The sequence below is a fragment of the uncultured Campylobacter sp. genome, from assembly GCF_938002845.1.
Lineage (GTDB): Bacteria > Campylobacterota > Campylobacteria > Campylobacterales > Campylobacteraceae > Campylobacter_B.
Map to the genome: position 1 here is coordinate 1 of NZ_CALKZP010000033.1, position 19,496 is coordinate 19,496.

17 protein-coding genes are annotated in these 19,496 nt (G+C 44.9%); 7 read left to right on the plus strand and 10 right to left on the minus strand.

Features of this window, described 5'->3' with window-relative positions:
- Positions 1-146 precede the first annotated feature (146 nt).
- The 4 genes from Q0224_RS04495 (at position 147) to Q0224_RS04510 (ending at position 2,952) form a co-directional block, all read left to right on the plus strand.
- The gene (locus Q0224_RS04495; protein ID WP_297949448.1) at positions 147-1,544 is read left to right on the plus strand and encodes an AAA family ATPase; all 1,398 of its coding nucleotides are present in this window, start codon (positions 147-149) and stop codon (positions 1,542-1,544) included.
- Between the two features lie 293 nt (positions 1,545-1,837).
- Entirely contained in the window at positions 1,838-2,098 is a 261-nt protein-coding gene (locus Q0224_RS04500; RefSeq protein WP_297949450.1) for a hypothetical protein, read from the plus strand.
- Between the two features lie 114 nt (positions 2,099-2,212).
- Positions 2,213-2,713, plus strand: coding sequence for a tetratricopeptide repeat protein (locus Q0224_RS04505; RefSeq protein WP_297949452.1), 501 nt, complete (start codon positions 2,213-2,215; stop codon positions 2,711-2,713).
- Positions 2,686-2,952, plus strand: a complete 267-nt coding sequence (locus Q0224_RS04510) for a hypothetical protein (RefSeq protein WP_297949454.1) — start codon at positions 2,686-2,688, stop codon at positions 2,950-2,952. The genes Q0224_RS04505 and Q0224_RS04510 overlap by 28 nt, the downstream gene beginning before the upstream one ends.
- Before the next feature lie 286 nt (positions 2,953-3,238).
- Here Q0224_RS04510 and Q0224_RS04515 read toward each other — a convergent pair whose 3' ends face one another.
- From Q0224_RS04515 to Q0224_RS04555, 9 genes are all read right to left on the minus strand, one after another.
- Entirely contained in the window at positions 3,239-3,724 is a 486-nt protein-coding gene (locus tag Q0224_RS04515) for a hypothetical protein (RefSeq protein WP_297949456.1), read from the minus strand.
- A gap of 42 nt (positions 3,725-3,766) precedes the next feature.
- On the minus strand, positions 3,767-4,396 hold the full coding sequence (locus Q0224_RS04520; RefSeq protein WP_297949458.1) for a LysE family transporter: 630 nt from the start codon (positions 4,394-4,396) through the stop codon (positions 3,767-3,769).
- Between the two features lie 10 nt (positions 4,397-4,406).
- Entirely contained in the window at positions 4,407-5,318 is a 912-nt protein-coding gene (locus Q0224_RS04525; protein WP_297949460.1) for a hypothetical protein, read from the minus strand.
- A complete protein-coding gene (locus Q0224_RS04530; RefSeq protein ID WP_005871112.1) occupies positions 5,315-5,932 on the minus strand; it encodes a hypothetical protein in 618 nt (205 codons plus the stop codon). Before Q0224_RS04530 ends, Q0224_RS04525 begins: the two co-directional genes overlap by 4 nt.
- 240 nt (positions 5,933-6,172) lie before the next feature.
- A complete protein-coding gene (gene fdh3B, locus Q0224_RS04535; RefSeq protein ID WP_005871109.1) occupies positions 6,173-6,730 on the minus strand; it encodes a formate dehydrogenase FDH3 subunit beta in 558 nt (185 codons plus the stop codon).
- A 9-nt stretch (positions 6,731-6,739) separates the two neighbouring features.
- Positions 6,740-9,661 carry a formate dehydrogenase subunit alpha gene (locus tag Q0224_RS04540; protein WP_297949462.1) on the minus strand — a complete coding sequence of 974 codons (2,922 nt, stop codon included), beginning with the start codon at positions 9,659-9,661 and terminating at the stop codon, positions 6,740-6,742.
- A 10-nt stretch (positions 9,662-9,671) separates the two neighbouring features.
- Complete coding sequence (locus tag Q0224_RS04545) at positions 9,672-9,869, minus strand: twin-arginine translocation signal domain-containing protein (RefSeq protein WP_005871103.1); 198 nt, start codon at positions 9,867-9,869, stop codon at positions 9,672-9,674.
- Positions 9,870-10,118: 249 nt separating this feature from the next.
- A complete protein-coding gene (locus Q0224_RS04550; RefSeq protein ID WP_297949464.1) occupies positions 10,119-10,991 on the minus strand; it encodes a molecular chaperone TorD family protein in 873 nt (290 codons plus the stop codon).
- On the minus strand, positions 10,991-12,673 hold the full coding sequence (locus tag Q0224_RS04555; protein ID WP_297949465.1) for a 4Fe-4S dicluster domain-containing protein: 1,683 nt from the start codon (positions 12,671-12,673) through the stop codon (positions 10,991-10,993). The genes Q0224_RS04550 and Q0224_RS04555 overlap by 1 nt, the downstream gene beginning before the upstream one ends.
- Before the next feature lie 166 nt (positions 12,674-12,839).
- Here Q0224_RS04555 and selA point away from each other — a divergent pair, with 166 nt between their 5' ends.
- From selA to Q0224_RS04570, 3 genes are read left to right on the plus strand one after another with little or no spacing between them, the layout of a single operon-like run.
- Positions 12,840-14,450: an L-seryl-tRNA(Sec) selenium transferase gene (selA, locus tag Q0224_RS04560; protein ID WP_297949467.1), complete on the plus strand. Its 1,611-nt coding sequence runs from the start codon at positions 12,840-12,842 to the stop codon at positions 14,448-14,450.
- Entirely contained in the window at positions 14,443-16,263 is a 1,821-nt protein-coding gene (gene selB, locus Q0224_RS04565; RefSeq protein ID WP_297949469.1) for a selenocysteine-specific translation elongation factor, read from the plus strand. Before selA ends, selB begins: the two co-directional genes overlap by 8 nt.
- Before the next feature lie 50 nt (positions 16,264-16,313).
- On the plus strand, positions 16,314-17,027 hold the full coding sequence (locus Q0224_RS04570; protein WP_297949471.1) for a histidine kinase: 714 nt from the start codon (positions 16,314-16,316) through the stop codon (positions 17,025-17,027).
- 502 nt (positions 17,028-17,529) lie between these two features.
- On the opposite strand, the gene Q0224_RS04575 is transcribed toward Q0224_RS04570, so the two are convergent.
- Positions 17,530-19,491 carry an autotransporter domain-containing protein gene (locus Q0224_RS04575; RefSeq protein WP_297949472.1) on the minus strand — a complete coding sequence of 654 codons (1,962 nt, stop codon included), beginning with the start codon at positions 19,489-19,491 and terminating at the stop codon, positions 17,530-17,532.
- Between the last annotated feature and the right edge of the window lie 5 nt (positions 19,492-19,496).

Genomic DNA, 19,496 nt, shown 5'->3' on the forward strand with positions numbered 1-19,496 from the left:
ACGGTCGCGACTTGGCTCACGCCGCCCGCGCCTATGATTAAGATATTTGACATTTAAGCTCCTTTAAATTTCCTTTGATTTTATCTTTTTTTAGATACAATCCCGTTTAAATAATTATAAATTTAAAAATTTTCAAAGGATTATTGATGAAAGTAAGCCTGAAAAATGTTGGAATGCTTGATGAGGCAAATTTTGAGGTAGGTGACCTGACTATTATATGCGGTGAAAATAATACAGGCAAAACTTACGCTACTTACAGTTTGTATGGCTATTTAGACTATATGCGCAATATACGAGAGGTACCTTATTATAGAGCTAGAGGGGATATTTCTGATAATGTAGAATATGATGATGTACAAGAAATAAAACTTACATATAATAAAATCAAAGAACGATTACAAAAGCATATGTTAAGAAAGTCAAAAATGTACGAAGAATATTTTTTAATTGGAGTTATGGCTGGAAAAGAAGATGACTTTGCAAATTTAGAATTTAATGTTGAAATCTCAATTTCAATGGATGAAATAAAAGACGCCATTAATGTATTTTTAATATCAGATAATTTATTGGTAAGAGCAAAAAGAAGATTTGAACATATTTTATATGATGATGGACTTATAATAAAACCCATAAATAGTATTATAGGTAAAAGATATATTGCTGACTACATGAATCTTTTATCTGACGCTTTACTACATATAATTTTAAGAAATAATTTTATTTTGAGCGTTGAAAGGACTGGAGCATCAATTTTTCAAGAAGAACTTGACTTTACAAAAATAGCAAAATTGGAAACTTTAAAAAGAATGGCAAGAGATGAAGATGTTGATGTATTTGAAATATTAGATGAAAAAAAACAACTATACCCAAAGCCGGTTAGAGATAATATTAATTTTATAAGAAGCTTAAAACAACTATCTAAAAAAGATAGTTGTTTTAAAGAGGACAATAGTAAGAATCAAGAAATCCTAAAGGTATTAAGCAATTTAGTTGGAGGTAAATATAAGGTTACGGATATAGGAATTTTATTTCAACCTAAAAAATCAAGAAAAGGTTACAATATAGAGATAGCTTCTAGCTCCGTTAGATCTCTTTTGATGCTAAATTTCTATATTCTTAATACGGCTAGCAAGAAAGACATCCTTATGATTGATGAGCCTGAATTAAATCTACATCCGAATAATCAGATTTTAGTCGCTAGACTTTTGGTATTACTTGCAAATGCAGGTATAAAAGTGTTTATCACAACCCATAGTGATTATATTGTTCGTGAAATAAGTAATTGTATAATGCTTGGAAGTTTAACTGACAACCAGATAGATAAATTTAAAAATAAAGGCTATACAAAAGAGTACAAAATTAACCATCAAAAAGTAAAAGCATATTTGGCAGAGAATAAAAAAGGTAAAAATATTTTGAGTAGTGTTGATATCAATGAACAAGGAATTTTTATGAATACTTTCGATTCTCCAATAGATACACAAAATGAAAATCAAAGCTTAATTTTTGCTGCACTTTTAGAGAGTAACAAAAATGACAAATAAAAATTTAAAAGATTTTTGGGAAGCTATTTGTGATGATTTAAAAATTAAACCTCACGGGAATTTATTCAAAATAATAGAGGAAAAAAAAAGAAAGTCCCATTAAAGAAATAAATTTTACATTTAAAAATAAGGACGATGTTTTAATACTGCGACAAAAAGAGAAAACTCATACTATTAAGTTTTTTAAAGGAGATGGTGTTTCAACCGATTCGCATTGTGATTTTATAGTTTTTTTGAATTTAAAAGATAGTTTGAGAATATGTTTTTGTGAAATTAAACCAAGTATTGAATACATGGATAAAGCCGTTTTACAATTAAAATCTTCAAAGCTTTTTTTGGAATATTTATTGAATTGCTATAAAAATTACTTTTATATCGACTGTTTTACCGAGCTTGATTTGGATGGTATTTCAAGAAAATATTATATTTATCCCAAGATTAATATATCTGCTAAAAGACAAATTTGTCATCGCTCCGAAATATTGTTAAAGGAGATTGAGATAGATAAAAACGGAACAGCCCATATCGCCAATGGTTATTCATTCTTTGAATAGTAAAAGATAAATTATGCTGTTGTGTTGCCTTTAATAGTATAAATTTTTTTGGTTTTAGTTACCATAGTTGCCTAAATTTGCTATAAAAAAGACTGAAAATCTCAAATGAATCTTATGTGTAAAACTTTACTTTTTTGTTTTCCGATTTGGCTACTTGGAACGAGCTGCGAAGAGGCGATAGAGCTTAGTGTCGAAGAGTTTATCAAGCGCGACCGCAACGCCACGGCTACTGCGCTAGCGGGCGAAAAGGCGGCGCAAATTTGCCTGGCTGAGTACGGCGAAGAGCATGAGAGCACGATTATAGCATTAAACAACTCGGGCAGCTTTTTTATGTTTGCAGGCGAGCCGCAAAAGGCGCTTGAGGCCTACGAACGCTCGCTAAAAATTTTACAAAAAGGACTTGGCAAAGAGCATAAAGCGCTAGCAAAACCCTATCACGGCATAGCTAGCGCGCAGGCAGCTCTTGGGCGATACGACGAGGCGATAGCGAATTTCGGCTTGGCGAGAAGATGCTACAAGCTAGGCGGCGAGAAGATGCAAAAAGATCTGATGAGCTGCTACGCTGGGCTCGGCGATACGCTCTATAAATGGGCGATTTTGACGGCGCATACGTAAAACACGCCGTCGCGTTTAGAATTTACAAAGAGGTTTTCGACGCTGATAGCGTAAATTTGCTGCGAGCGAAGTACTATGCGCTGATGGCGGGCGATCTGGCGGGACTCGGCAATAAAACGGAGGTTCTGAAAAACTACGAAAAAGCCTTTAAGATCGCGAATAAAATTTTAGAAAAAAGCGGCCATGAGCATACAAAATGCCTACAAAGCGAGATAGAGGCCGAGATGAAAAAGCTTTGATCAAAATCAAACGGCGGAGAGGATTTTATAAAGCTCAACTTTAAAATTTTATTCGAAAGCGCACAAACTAGGTTTTATTTGATATTAGATTTTATAAATTTTAATTCATTTAAAATTTGCGGCGCCAAACACGACACTATCGGTTAGTCACATATCCTCTATGTGATACCCATGTAGAAAAGCCCCTAAAACAATATCAGGTATGATGCTAATACCTAATACAAAACATAGCGCAGTGCGATATTTACGATCGAATCGGCATCGATCTCGCGCCGTACCGCCAAAATCAGATTTCGTAGCGATAAATTTTACCGAAATTTTCATCCAGAGTGTAGCTAAACTCGCCGCCTGCGTAGTAGATTATCACGCCGTCGTCAAGCTCAAAGCGCTGATATACGCGCAGCACGACCTCGTTTTCACTGATGCCTTGGACGTGGATAAAGATATCGCTCTTCCTGCCCGCGGTCATCGCCATCTGGTAGAGCTGATTAAATAGCGCGTATTCGGCGTTTTTCTCGGCGTCCTCTTGCGATAAAAAGCCCTCCAGTACGCCCAGCATCTCCGCGCGAAATTCCGTTCTGGCGCGCGCATAGGCATTTTGGATATTTTCGATCTGGTCAGTATCGAGTAAATTTAAAAGCGAATGTTTGCCCACGTAAAGCGTCGCGCTCGATGTGATTTTGCCGTCCTTGTCGGTCACCAGTCGCAGAGCTTTCTCTACGCGCCACAAGGCCTCTTTTAGTTCGAGCCCGCTTTCAATTTCAATTTTCATCATAGATCCTTTATCAAGAATGCGGAATTTTAGCGTTAAATTTTAAATTTTAAAGACAAACTTCGCGATCAGATACGCCATATACAGCATCAAAACTCCCACGAGCGCGTCGATTATGCGCCATGCTCTGCTGCTTGCAAAAAGCTTCGAAAGCGCCCCTGAACCGTAGCCCAAGCCGAAAAACCACGCAAACGATACAAACATAACTCCCGCGTAAAACCACGACTTTTGCGGATCCGCAATCGTAGCGCCCAGCGAGCCCACGACCACGACGGTGTCTAAATACACGTGCGGATTTAGAAGCGTCACCGCAAGGGCTTTGGCTACGACGGGCGCCAGCGGGCTATTTGCCGAGTTTTGGATCTTAGCAAAATGCGAGCCCTTGTAGGCGCTAAAAAACGAGCTTAGCGCGTAGCAGAGCAGAAATATGATCCCGCCTATGCCTAAAATTTGGGTAAGAAGCGAGCCTTGCTTAAGGGCGCCGCCGATTAAAAATATCCCTATGCCCGTAAATATGGCATCGCTTAGCGCGCAAACCATGCAAACCGCTGCGACGTGGTTTTTCGCAAGACCTTGGGAGATGACGAAGATGTTTTGCGCGCCGATCGCGACGATGAGCGAGAGCATCAGCGCGGCTCCTTGCAATAAAATTCCGATCGGCAAGGAGTTCAAGACCGCGCCTCTACTTGTTTTTACTTTCGCAGGCGGAGCTTTGCATCGCGGTATCGGCAGTATCGGAGCCGTCTACCGCCGCACTTTCGGGCGCAGCGTCAGGCTCATTATCGCCCGCGAGAATTTTAGGCGCGGAATTCTCGGCGCCTATGAAATTTTCGCCTGCGACGGCGCTATTTGAGGAAGCGGCATCATTCGGCGCGGCCGAGCTTTGTTCGTTTAAATTTGAAGCGCCCTTCAAATTCTGCGCGCCGTTTGAATCAACGGCGCCATTAGAATTTTGTGCGATGGAATTCTGCACGGCATAGGAATTCTCCGCGCCTAAATTTTGTGCGCCGTAGGAATTTTGCGTATCGGAATTTTCATCGCGGAGGTTTTTAGCTTTAAAATTTTTAGCGTTACTCGCGCTTTTTTTAGAGCCCTTGGCGCCCTTGCGAGTTTTTAAAGCGGTTTGTTCTTCCTCAGGGCTTTGCGAAAGACCCGCTTTCTCGCGCAAAATTTTACTCAGCTCGTAGATCGAAATTTCAAATGAGCCCGGCAGTGTGGCCTCCGTGTCGCTATAAAATCGCAAAAAATTAAAGCGGTCCTGCGCCTGCGGCGCCTTTTTGAATACAAAATTTAAAAGCTCCGTTTTGTTTCTGCCTGCGACGAAGGTTTTGGTGCCTAAATTTGCGATATCTTTGTATTCGAAGCTCTCATAATTCGCGCCACGCACGATAGTAAGGGCGTCCTCGCCGATCTGCAAATAATTTTTAGCGCCGAGTCTGAGCGCGCAAAAAAACGCGCAAAGCGCCGCGACTACGGAAGCAAAAAGCGCCGCGCCGCCAAAGCCCGCGTGGTAGCAATATCCGCTAGCGAGCGCCAAAATCGCCGATCCCGCCAGCGTCATAGCTACGGGCTTTTTATTCTCTTTTACTATCATCTTCCCTGCTTAATCAGTTGTCTTATATATTCGTAAATTTTAAAATTTAGCGCATCCATTACCGAGTCTTTAGAGCCCGGATTTTTGATGCTTTGGTAGTTAAGATTAGTTACGTAATCCTTCCACGCGCCCTTGTTTTTAACGCTTATGTAGAGGCTGATCTGCGAGTCGTAGAAGTAGTCTCTGTAATAATCGTCGTCGTCCCAAGGATCATAACCGAACGGCATCCCCCAGCCTACGCCCACGCCCGTATATCTGTAATATCTGCCAAATCCCATACCAAAGCTAAATCTTGGATTATCCCACGATCTGCGCGAAAAATCCGCCTTGCGGAAGTAGTTTAGATTGCCGCCGATTTGGACGTTCGCCGCGCCTTTATTTACGACTTTAAATCCGTCCGCACGCAGATGCTGGATCACTACTTGGGTTAAATTTGAATCCGTCGTCGAGGTATTGGTGAAATTTACGCTTATGAGCTTATCCTGCGGAAATTCCATAATGTGAAGCGGCTCGGAAGTGCGCACGATACCGCTATTTACGGGCACATTTTTAGAGCAGCCCGTAAAAATCAAAAACGCCGAAATGACCAAAAAAAGTGAAATTTTATTTTTCAAGACGGATCCTTTCGCTTAAGATTTCAAATCCTAAATTTGAGTGATTGTAGCATAAATTTAAAATTTTAATGTCAGCAAGAAGCGATTTTTTGAAATAATCTAGTGGCAAATGGGTAGGTTCAGAATTTTTTAATAAAATTTCGCGCCGAGCGACCGCTAAATTTAAAGCCGTCGCTCGGTTGAAATTTCTGCGAAAAGAGACGGAATTTTAAAACCGGAGGAGTTTAAAATTCCACAATCTTATAGGCTCACGCCGCGCGTAAGTACGCGCTTGCGATAAACCTCCGAAACTCTGCTCGCGTCGCCCACGATTAGAGCGTTCGTGCAACAGATCGCCGCACACATCGGAACCTTGCCCTCTGCGATGCGGTTTTGACCGTATTTATGCAGTTCCTCGTGCGAAAACGTAGGCTCCGGTCCACCCGCGCACATAGTGCACTTATCCATCGCACCTTTGATACCGAAAGCCCCGTCTCTAGGGAATTGCGGAGCGCCGAACGGACACGCATAGAGGCAGTATCCGCAGCCGATACATTTATCTTTGTCATGTAAAACGACGCCGTCGGTTCTGATATAGAAGCATTGAACCGGGCAAACCTGCGCGCAAGGCGCATCGGTGCAGTGCTGGCAAGCAATAGAGCTTGAAACCTCCTGCCCCTCTATGCCCTCGTTTAAAGTGATAACCTTGCGCCTATTGATCTGCACGGGAACCTCGTGCGCCGAGCTGCAGGCTACCTGGCAACCATAGCAAGCGATGCAACGCTCGACATCGACGTAAAATTTTAATCTTGCCGGCATTTTATCTCCTTATGCTCTTTCTAGTCTGCAAAGACCGGCGTTAAATTCCGAAATTTGCGTATTTATGTCAAAGCCGTAGTTCGTAATCGTATTTGAGCTCTCGCCTCTGATATATGGCTTAGTGCCCTCAGGATAGCGGTCGCTTAGATCCTCGCCCTGGAAAATTCCCGCGAAGTTATACGGCATAACAATACGATCAGGCGTTACGGCGTGCGAATAGATGCACTTGACTTTGATCTTCGTGCCTTGCGGCGAATGAATCCACATCATCTCGCCATCTTTGATACCTTTATCAGCGGCAAGCTTAGGATTTACGTGCGCGAACATCTCCGGAGTAATCGCCGAAAGATACTTGCTCGTGCGCTCGATCATGCCCGCACCGCTTAAATTTACGAGCCTTAGCGAGCTTACGATAGTAGGGAAGTCCTTGCTCCAATCCTGCTTTTTCTGCTCGGAGATAAATCTAGTAAATACGCGGAAATTTCGTTTTTGATCCGCAAAGGTCGGATATTTCTCCACCAAATCCCATCTAGGCGAGTGGATCGGTTCGCGATGCTTTGGAATTTGATCCGCAAACTGCCAAACCTTCGCTCTTGCTCTTGCGTTTCCGCAAGGACAAATTCCAAACTCGCGGCATTTTTTAGCGATAATGCCACTATAATCGGTACTCCACGTAGGCCCCATCTTGGCTTTTTCATCCTCGCTTAGCGTAATGCCTAAAACCTGTTCGATATTTGCTTTTGTAATCTCCGCATGACCGCCTTGAATTTTTGATCCCGGAAGTGTAATGCTCTCGTCGGCTAGCTGCGAAACGCCGTCGTGCTCTAAGCCGAAGCGGTTTCTAAATCCCATACCGCCGTCGGCATAAGGCTTAGTTACGTCGTAAAGAATCGGCGTGCCCGGGTGTTGCGTATCCCAGCAAGGCCATGGAAGTCCGTAGTATTCGCCCTCTACTTCGCCGCCTATGCCGCGCAGGGTATCGGGATCAAATAGATGCCAGTTTTTCTGCTGTCTGCGAAATCTAGCTGCGGTGCGTCCGTTATTTCCAATACTTTGAGTATTGCGTGCGATCTCATCGGTAGCGTCGTCAGGCCAAACAAAATCGTCTTTAACCTGCTTAAGCTCGCCATCAACGATGCCCATCTTCATGCCGCGAACGTATTCGTCGTAAAAGCCGAATTTTTTCGCGAATAAAAACATTACCTCCTGATCCTCTTTGCTCTCAAATAGAGGCTTAACAATCTGAGTTCTCCACTGGCCGCTGCGGTTTGTAGCGCTTAGATGGCCTTCGCTCTCAAACTGCGTAGCTACCGGCAAAACATAAATTCCATCCGGTCTATCGTTTAGAATCGCTACTTCGTTTAAGAACGGCTCGGCGACTACCAGCATATCGATCTTACCTAATGCTTCTTGAGTCTCTCGAACGTGAGCCATAGAAGTAATTCCTGTGCCTTGCACCCAAAGAACGCGGACATTGCCACTACTTAAAACGGGCTCATTTTTCAAAACACCCTGCCACCATTTAGATAGCGAAAAGCCCTTTTCGTTGCGCCAGTTTATCACATCTTGCTCGATGCTCGGATCGTAGTGGAAATACTCGGTAAAATTCGTACCAGGCACTTTTTCACCCTGCTTTTCGTGCGGCTGCTTAGTAGAGACGGCAAATCTTTTAATAAACTGCTCGTAATCTACGCCCCAGCCCTTGCAGAAGTGCTTCCAAGCGTTATCGGCTAGTCCGTAATACGCAGGTAAGCTATCGGAGAGATTGCACATATCGGTAGCGCCCTGAACATTATCATGGCCTCGAAGGATGTTGCAGCCACCGCCCGGCTTGCCCATATTGCCTAGTATGAGCTGCAAAAGAGCCAAAATTCTAGTATTAGAACTTCCGATCGAGTGCTGCGTAATGCCTAGAGCCCAGCATAAAGTAGCGGGCTTTGTGGTAGCGAACATCCTCGTAAATTCTATCAGCTCCTCTTCTTTGCAGCCGGTGACATTGGCTACCTCTTTAGGATCCCACTTCTCAGCTTCGGCTCTAATCTCCTCTACAGCGTAGGTTCTGGTTTTTATTAGCTCCTTATCTTCCCAGCCGTTTTTAAAGATTAGATGCAGCATTCCGTACACAAACGCTATATCGGTTCCCGGACGAATTCTAATATACATATCGGCCTTAGCTGCAGTTCTAGTAAAATTTGGATCAACTACAACGATTTTCGCGCCGTTTCTATCACGAGCCTGAAGAGCGTGCTTCATAGCTCCCACTGGATTTGCAACCGCAGAATTCGCACCTATGAAAAGGATCATTTTAGAATTTTTCGCCATATCACCTACGTGATTTGTCATAGCTCCATAACCCCAAGTATTCGCCACACCGGCGACTGTTGCGCTATGTCAAATTCTGGCTACGTGGTCGTTGCTGTTCGTACCCCAGAAGGCTGCAAATTTTCTAAAATAATATGCCTGCTCGTTGCAAAATTTAGCCGAACCCAGAAATACCACACTATCTGGACCGTCCTCTTTGCGGACTTGAAGCATTTTATCGCCGATTTCGTTAACGGCTTGCTCCCAACTTATGCGCTCCCACTTGCCGCCAACCTTTTTGAGCGGATATTTAAGACGCATTTTAGATTTGGTTAGATCGATTTGATCGATTCCCTTACAGCAGTGACTGCCCTGCGAGATCGGGTGATCTACTGCCATATCTTGGCGAATCCAGGTATTGGTGCTCTCATCCACTTGAGCCTCGATACCACAGCCTACGGAACAGATCGAACATATCGTTCGCTTCATAACGGAACCTGGAAATGGGTTTTTGATCTCTTGCTCAGTAGCAGCTCTTAGCGTATTATTTTCGCCAAACGCAGCTACGCTGCTCGCTCCTAAAGCGGCGAGTTTCAAAAACGATCTCCTTCCGATCGCATTCTCACTCATGAAAATTCTCCTAGTAAGCTACTTTATAGTATTTTTTCCACGCTTCACTCTCCCAGTAAAGCACCTCTTTTTTCGGTGATTTGCCACGAACGGTATCGCCATAGTCCTGCTCGCTTTTCGCTAGAGCCTGAGACGCGGCAACGCCCACGGCACCTACTGCGCCGATTTTTAGAGATTTTTTAAGAAAATCCCTGCGTTTGTTCTCCATGGTTTTCCTTTGTGAAGAAATCGCTTTAAATCTTTTATTGTAGTAACGCCTGTTACAGGATTTAAGTCTAATGAATTATAACGAAAAGGCAGTGAGATGGAAATTAAATTTTAAGTTACTTTTTAAATTTTATTTAAAATTAAAAATATAAAGTTCTAACTAAAAAACTACTCGCAAAACTAGAGTTTGCAAGTTTAAAATTTAACCGAAATTCTGCTTTCGCGTTAAGATTTCCGTTAAAAATTTTATTTATAAATCCAGATTAAAAATATCTTCCGGATTGGTAAATTTATTTTGATAGCCGCCTTTTTTGATCGCTTCTTTAACGACGCTGCGATCTTTCTTTTGCGGAGCGGCAAGCGCTAAAAGCGAGCGTTCTAGCGCAAAAAAGCTTCTCATTAATGCGCCTAATGATTTGAAAAAATCCGCCCGCACATGCCCGCACAAAAGCTCGCTAAACTCATCCACAAAGCTGTTGGTGACATTCGTAAAAAGCTCTAACGCCAGCGTTTCGCCGTCTTGCGCACCGATGAAATTTTTAGCGTATTGCGCGCTCGCAGTATTTTTACCATCCTGCGGGCCTGTAAAATTTTTACTGCCATGCGAATCTACAGAATTTTTTCCGTCTTGCACCGTCAAGCTCGCGCTATTCGTAAAATTTTGCTCGTTTGCCACGGAATTTTGTCCGTTTAAAACTGCGCTGTATTTTGCAGCCGCGTCGCGCAGCAGAGTCGAATGCAGGTAAAAAATAAATCCCACATAATCCTCGCACTCCTTGCAAAGCTCCATATTGCGACGAAATTTACTCTTTTTTAGCACGTCGATTACCGCGACACGCATACGTCCATCGTCGCGTCCCTCGTCGTAGAAGCTCGCACTCATCGGCACATTGGCGTATGAAAAATCAAAAAGCACGGAATTTTGCTCGCTTTTAAACGCCGCAAAGTCGAATTTCGCTAAATTTTGAAATTCCGCCTCATCACTAGGCACGATGGGTGAGCTGCGCAAAAACTCCAGCTGCTGCTGCCAGCACTTAAATTTCGTATCTGTTTCATAGAAAAAAAACGGAATTGCAAAAAATTCGTAGTAGTAGCTTCTTGCTTGAAGTAGATTCGCATCCATTACATTGCCCCTTTTCTAGCATCTTCTATCTGTTTTTTTATCATTATTTTCGCTTTACAATCGCCGCAGCAAAAAAGTGTCTTCATCTTTTCAGGCTCGTTTGCAAAATGCGCGCCCATCATCTCCGCGATCTTCATCACGGCTTTGCTCGTCGCAAATTCCTTACCGCACTCGATGCACTTAAAAAGCTCATCTTTGGCTAGCATTTTGTAATTAAAAAATCCCGGCTCAAGCTCCACGCCGCAAGGCTGAAGCTCGATCGTATCCTTTTCGGCGCAGCTTAACACGCAGTAGTTGCACGTCGTGCAAAGCGAAGCGTTGAGCTTAATCGAATTGTCGCTATTGTCGGCATACAGCGCACCGGTATTACAGGCGCCCACGCAGCTAAGGCATAGCGTGCAGCTTGCTTCGTTTATGTTTACTTTGCCAAATTTTAGCAACTCTCCGCTTTTTACAGCGCCGAAGCTGCCCTCGCCAACCATCGCGCTTACGCGTTTGGAAAAAATTTCTTTCTTGCTAAGACCCTGTTCGTTTAAGCTAAACGCCCAGGACTGAGAGCTTTGCGCCCACTTTAGCACCTCTTGCAGCTCGGTTAAATTTCGCGCTAAAAATACCGCGTCCTTGCCGTAGATCGCGCGCGAAATTCCATTGATGAGCTCCGCCGCCTCGCGCGTGCCCTCGCCCACGTCTGCGCCGTAAACGATCACGCTCGAGCCGCTTTCCTGCATAGCGCTTAGCAAATTTACCTCATCTATTTGCTTGCTTCCAAAAATTCCAAACGGCAGCACGCCGCACGGAAGCTGCACTGCAGGTGCGGATGCGATTTCGCTCTCTGCGATGAGAAGCGGAATTTTGCCTGCATAGAGCTTTGCGATCTCGCCAAATACTCTTTGGGGCAGCTTGGCAAATTTCAGCGCGCCGCTAGGGCAGACGCTCACGCACGCGCCGCAACCGACGCAGTCGATGTGCGAAAATACTAGCTCGCGCTTTTCGTCGTTTTTCAAAATCGCCACTGTGGGGCAGACTTCGACGCATTTTGCGCACAGCTCATTTCGCCTGCCCTGATACTGGCAGATCGCGGGATCGAAGATCGTGGAATTCTTATAATGATAAACCGGGCTTTTGGAATTTAAAATTTCTAAAATTTCATCGTCTTTTAGCCCCGAGATCTCGTAGCAGCCGCTTTGTCGTAGCTGATAGGGCGCTGCGCCGCTAATCAAGAAAAAATCCGCCTCGGTCTCAACCTCATCCCGCTCGCTTAAAATCGTAACCGCAAGATCGCCAATCTCGCCGTAGACGAACTTTATCTCGGCCCTGCTTAACGCGATCACCTTAAATCCATGCCGCCTAAGTAGCCCCACAAGCTCCTCTCGCGGCTCATCACAGGCGAGAATTACGTTTTTGCCGATGGGCTTTTGATAGTCGCTATCTAGCGCACCGTCAAAGGCGATATCTTTGGCGCGATACAAAATATCTACGTTTTTAGCGATTTGTAGCGGCTCATCTACGGAATTTCCTATATAAAAATTTATCTCGGGCGCATAAATTTGTGCTTTTAATTTCGGCGAATTCGCAACGATAAATTCCTCATTTTTCGCCCCCTCTTCATCGCCGCAAATTTCGATATCGTCGCTTAAGACGACATCCTTTAGCCCCGCGGCGTAAAATCCATGTTCTTTCATAATCTATCCTAAATTGATAATTAGGCGGGTTTTACTCTTATTTTCTAAACAGCTTTTAAATTCTGCGCTTAAAGTAAATCGAATTTAAATTAATAATTCTATAGATAAAGCAAAATCAAAGCTTTAAATGATAAAATCGCCTAAATTTTAAGGCATCGGGGTCGCAATGCAACGAATCAAACTACCTAAAATCGACAAAATCGCAAACGCGCGAGAGTTTCAAAACTGCCTCCGCCCGCAAATCATCAAAATCGCGCAAGAGCTCATCCGACAGGAGCGCGAAAAGGCGCTACAAGGAGGCGCGGTCGCAAGCGAAAGCGAGATCATCGCACGCATCAAATCGCGCTACGAAAAATTTCAAAATCTAAACCTCAAACCGCTCATCAACGCAACCGGCGTCGTGCTACACACAAACTTCGGCCGCAGCGTCATCAGTGCCGAAATTTTAGCCCGCGCGCAAAAGATCGTCACCTCGTATTCAAATTTAGAATACGACCTATCCGAGGGCGCGCGCGGCAACAGATACGACTATATAGCGCTTTTGTGCAGCGAGCTCTTCGGCGCGCAGGACGCGCTCGTGGTCAATAACAACGCTGCGGCGGTATTTTTGGTGCTAAATACCTTCGCGCGCGGACGCGAAGTCGTGGTAAGCCGCGGCGAGCTAGTCGAGATCGGAGGGAGCTTTCGAGTAAGCGAAGTGATGGCAAACTCGGGCGCAAAGCTTGTGGAGATCGGCACTACGAACAAAACCAAGCCGGAAGATTACGAAGAGGCGATCAATGAAAACACGGTGATCTTGATGAAGGTGCACCGCTCAAATTTTAAAATTTCAGGCTTCAGCTCTAGCGTAAGCGCTACGGAAGTTGCGGCTTTGGCGCGAAAAGCGACGCGCAAAAAAGAGGAATTTTTAACGCTTAGAGCGGCAAGCTTTAAAAATTTAGCGGATCTTTGCGGCGGCTCGTCGGATACGACGGGCGAAATTTTAAATTCCGCGGCGAATGGTTTAAGCTTAGCTGCAGCTTCTGCAAATTCTTTAAATTTAAAAAGCGACGAGCCGTCCACAAATAACGAGTGTTTTCATAAAGACAGCACGGGCGAAATTTCCGCTAAAGCTTCTAAAATTTGCCCTGCAAAATTTAGCATGAAAAAAGAGGAAAGCTTTAACGAGATCATCGATTACTACGATCTTGGAAGCGGCTATGCAAGCGAGCTGGGATTTAGGCTCGGCAAAAGCGAGCCCTCTATTTTTGAGCTTTTAAAAAGCGGCGTGCGGCTGCTTAGCTTTAGCGGCGACAAGCTTTTCGGCTCCGTGCAGTGCGGCATCATCCTAGGAGATCGCGAGCTCATCGCTCGCCTGCGTAAAAACCAGCTACTGCGAATGCTGCGCGTGGACAAGATCACGCTAAGCCTGCTTGCCGAGACGATCAAGGCTTATATAAATAAAGAATTTCACCTCATCACGACGATAGATCAGATCCATCTTAGCCTGGATGAGCTGCGTGAGCGAGCGGAGTTAGTGCAATCGCGCATCAGCGTAAAATCGCAGATCGTGCCTACTACCACCTTCGTAGGCGGCGGCACGATGCCCGGCGCCTCCTACCCTAGCGTCGCGCTTGCGATACTTGACGGCGCAGATCCGCAGAGCACGCAGGCAAAATTTCGCGCTGAGGGTATAATCGGACGGATCGAGCAGGACAGATTTTTGCTCGATTTCAGATCGATTTTAAAAAGCGACTTGCAAGATTTAATAAAGAAGATCGGAGAAATTTATGAATAGCGTAATCATCGGGACCGCAGGCCATATCGATCACGGAAAAACCGCGTTAATCAAGGCGCTAAACGGCTTTGAGGGGGACCGAATGCCGAGCGAAAAGCAGCGCGGCATCACGATCGATCTTAGCTTTTCGCATCTGCGCTCGGGAGACACCAACGTCGCTTTCATCGACGTTCCAGGGCATGAAAATCTAGTAAAGACGATGATTAGCGGCGCGTATGCTTTTGACGCTGCGATGCTGGTAGTCGCCGCAGACGACGGGCTAATGCCGCAAAGCAAAGAGCATATTCAAATTTTATCGCTGCTTGGGGTAAAAAGCGTGATCTTGTGTATCAGCAAGTGCGATCTGGTGGGCGACGCGCGCAAGGCGGAGGTTGCGGCGCAGTGCAAGGAATACATCGGTAAATTTAAGGATTTGCAAATTTTAAACACCTTTTTTATCAGCATAAAAGATCCCGCAAGCATCGCCGAGCTGAAAAACTATCTCTTTAATATCAAGCCCGCGCAGCGCCAAGGAGGTGGTGTGGTGCATTACTACATCGACCGCGTCTTTTCGCTTAAGGGGCTCGGCACCATCGTAACGGGCAGCCTCATTAACGGCACGATTTCAAAGGGCGAAAAGCTTTATAACTGCGATCTGGGTAAAGCTTTTAACGTCAAAAGCGTGCAGATCCACGACGAGGACACGCCGCTAGCACAGGCTCCAAACCGCGTCGCGCTGAGCCTGGACGCCAAAACGAGCGAGCTGCAAAAGGGGCAAATCCTAAGCAAAAAGGGCTTTTTCCGCGGCTTTAATGAAGCCGACTGCACCTTTAGCGGCGAAATTTCGCATAATCAAGACGTACTGTTTTGCGTCGGAAGTAAGCAAAGCGCGGCAAAAGCGCTCATTTTAAAGGAGCTTCCTAGCGGCGAGAAGCTAATAAGCTTTAAATTTGACAAAACGATGTTTTTAAAATTCGGCGAGCCCTTCGTATGCTTGGCAAACTCGCGCGTAATCGGCGGCGGGCGCGTGCTAAACGCCGTGGTCGAGCCGCTAAAAAAGCAGAGCAAAGCCGTGCTTCTAACCGCGCTTTTGAAGCGAAATTTCACCGAAGCGTTTAAAATTTTAAGTCTCTTTCACAAGCATGGATTCGGGCTATTTTCGGCGTATCAGCGCTTCGGAATGGAGTACGACGAAGCGGTAAAGATCGCGCGCGGCATAGAAGGGACGTATTTTGACGAAGCAAATTTATGCGTTTACGATCTAAGCGCGATCGAGGACGTGAAAAGCCTCATAAAATTTATCGTCTCAAAAAACGACTACGCGATCTTTTCGCCCGCCTCGATCGCCCTAAAGCTATCGTGGGCCAGCGAAGATCTTGCCGCGCGCGCTCTTAGCGAGCTTGAGCGGAGCGGCATCGTCTCCAAAAAGGGCGGAGTTTACGTAAAATCGGGAGTGGATTTTGACGCGCTCAAACAGAGCCTGGAGAGTAAAATTTTTGATCTCATCAAAAAGGGCGGCATCGCGCCGCTTGCACCGTATAACATTTACGACGAGCTAGAGATCGACCGCGAAAGTGGCGATGACGCGTTAAAGAAGCTAACCTACGCCAAAAAGGTCGTCCGTCTCGCGCACAATCTCTTCGTCGAGGCTGAAAATTTAGCCCTAGCGATCAAACGCCTCTACGCAATCATCGAAAAAGATGGCTTCGTAAACGTCACTAACGCCAAAGAGGAGCTGGGACTTAGCAGAAAATTCGTCATCTGCTACCTCGAATACCTAGATAAAATGGGAAATATCGTGACGATCGACAATAAACGCTATTTGAAAAAGTAAAAATTTAAAATTTTGCACTACAATGCGCGGAATTTTTGCAAAGGAAAAAAATGAAAAAAGCTATTTTAACTTCAGTTGCGCTCGCAGCGAGCCTAAACGCGGCTCTAAGCGACAGCGAAATTCTATCCATCTACGGCGGCGCGCCTCAAGGCATCGAAATAAAGGTCGCCGAGCGCATCCCACTTAGCGAGCCAAAGGGCGTTGAGGCGGTCGTTTTAAAGATTTCTCAAGGCAATATGTCGCAAGAGGAGATCATCTTCACCCAAGGCGATCTGATCTTTACCGATATCATCGATCCTAAAAAACGCGTAGTCTATAAGGAGCAGATCAAACAAGACCGCATCGCAGGACAGCTAAGTAAGGTCTTCAAAGCAGAGAGCAAAGACAATATCATCAAACTAGGAAACGATCCTAAAAAGCCTACGATTTTGATGCTGACAGACGCTTTGTGCCCATTCTGCCGCAAAGAGATGGCAAGGATCGAAGAAACTCTAAAAAATAACAATGTCGATATAATCATGACCTCCGTTCACGGCGATGACGGCCACGCAAAATCCGCGCTCATCTACAAAGAGATCAAAAATGCTAAAACCGACGAGCAAAAGATAGCGGTTTTTAAAAAATATTACGCCGAAGATAACAAAGCAGGTGCCAAAGACGTAAGCGCTGCCGAGCTAAACGCTGCAAAAGCCCTAGCTGCCAAATACTTCGGTGCGGGGGTAAACTCGGTACCTTACATCATCGAACTAGACAAGCTAAAATAATCTCTTTTAAATTTTGCGGAGCGATCCGCAAAATTCTACCCCATCGTCTTAGTCTTAGCAATTTTAATTAATCCGGATTTTATAAAATTTTACGAGTAATTGCTTTAGAATTTTTATAATCCCGCCGCTTAGCAAAATCTCTTTATCAAACCAGATTTAAAATTTTAAAATTTCTTTGCATATGGAATTTTAAAATTTAATAATCACGGAATTTAAAGCAGGCACAGATCTTTAAAATTTCAGACCACTTTTAAAAGACACGTGCAAAATTCTACTGCAAAATCCGCATTATTCTTTATATTGAAAGTAGCATAAAAGCGATAGTATATGAAATTTAAAAGCGAGAAAATATGCAAGCAAAATTCACAGCTGAAATTTTAAAATTTCGCAGCAAAGCCCAGGTAAAATTTAGCCGCAAATTTCATAAAATTTTCGCTTTGCGGCAAAGAGGAATTTGTAATCGTGCTTCAGGCTACCTATCTTGGGCTACGTCCGATTAGAATCAGAATTCCACGTCGAAAGCGGCTCTCGCTAGGCTATTTTTACTCTCGCTTAGCTCATACGATGCGCTGAGTGCGACGCTTTGGAAAATCTTATATTTCAGCCCGATCGCGCCGTTAAACACGCCGTTAGAATAATCAAGCCCCTCTACGTCGTATCTGTCCGAATACTTTCTGCTCGCGTGATACGAATCGCCGCTAAATCGATGCTCGTACTCCGCATTTGCGAATATCTGCAGATCGCCGAAAGCTTTGATCGCGTAAATTCCAGCCGTGCCGTTCGGCGCGGTTTTTGAAGCGGAGCTAAATCTAAGCCTGGATATCGCATCCTCGTTCACCCTAATCGCTCCAAGCCCCAAATACGGCTTAATATAGCCGTTTTCAAATAAAAATTTATACCCTGCTCTCGTGCTGAAATCCCAAATTTGCGATTTGTATTTCGCGCCGTGGATAGCGCCGAATCCGTTGTTGGTTTCAAATTTATGATCGTTTGTCGAATAGGTTAAATTTACCGCCAAATCCACGTTCTCGCTAAAATCGTATCTGCCCGCCAGACCGAGCTCGTAGGATTTGATGTTTTCTTTGACGCCGTCGAATTTACCCTCATACCAAGCGTCTGATTTTTGGTACCCAAAGATCACGCCCAGCGTAAGATCATCTACTCTCTTGGAGGCTCCGAGTAAAATTCCGTCGCTCTTGTGATCGTATTTGACGCCGCCAGAGCGGTCGCTGTAATCCCCACCGTAATTTCCGATCGCGCTTACGTTTACGTTGAACTCCTGCCCGTCGGTGTCGGCTAAATTTTTATAAGCGGAATTTCTTGCTAGCTTGGTAAGATCCAGATCGACCTTCGAACGCGGCATCTCGATGCCTACTCGGTTGCCTCTTCTTGCGACCTGCGAAAACAGGCTGCCGTTTTTAGGTGTGAAGTTATTGATCGCCAGCATCAGCGCTTCAAAATAGGTAGGCAGATCGTCATATCCGCTAGGATAGGCATTCGTATCGGAGGTGATGAATAAATTTGCCGCGTTGCGCTCGCGAGATAATCTTATGATCTCGTCGTATTGATCGGGTCTGGCGTTATATATGACATGCAAAATTTTAGAGGAATTTGCGGGGTCTTTTTCAAATTCCGAGGTTCTAGGGCGGTAATGGTTTATATACTCATCCGCGCTCACCTCTTGCAGCATCCAAACGTCCGCATAGGGAGCTATGGCGTCGCGCACGCCCCAGCCATTGTTTGCCAAAACGAGCATTCCCGGGTATTTAGTCTTGATATAATTGTAAATACTCTCCATATAGGCGATAGTTGCGGGATTGTTTTCGGTATTAACTTCGTCGATGAAGTATCCCGCGATATTTTCTCTGCCGTAAAAATTTACGAAATTATCGATATCGGCATAGACTAAATTTAGATTTCTAGTAGAATTTTTGGTATAGGTATAGCCTAAATTTGATATTCCCGCCGCGATATTTCGCTTCATCTGAACTGCGTCTTCTTCTCTTCTGACCAGATATTGCGTAGCTTGATTGCCCGGTATCGCCGCCTCGTAAGAGCCAAAAGCCACATAAGGAACCAGCGCGCCGCCTATATTGGTAATGCCGTTCCAAAACTCGGCATTTACGCCGCTATTGCCCGTCCAGCGAAATGCGGGCATCATAACGCGCTGATTATTAAGCCTGCCCGAATATGAGCCCTTTCTGGCAAAGCCCCTTGCGTACTCAAGCTTGATACGAAATGAGTTTTCATACTGCTCGCTCGCGGAGCTATCGCTAGCCGCGTCGCGCCTGCTTAATTTCGCGCCCAAGCTATCCGCAGCGCTCATTACATCGGAACGGGAAGTGTTGTTGGAAGGTGATTTTTGCGCGTTTGCATAGCTCCAGGAATTCTGCTCGCTTGCATAGCCGAACCCTGTTGCACCGACAAGCGCAAGAGATACGATTTTTTTCAAAGACTTTAGCATTCTGC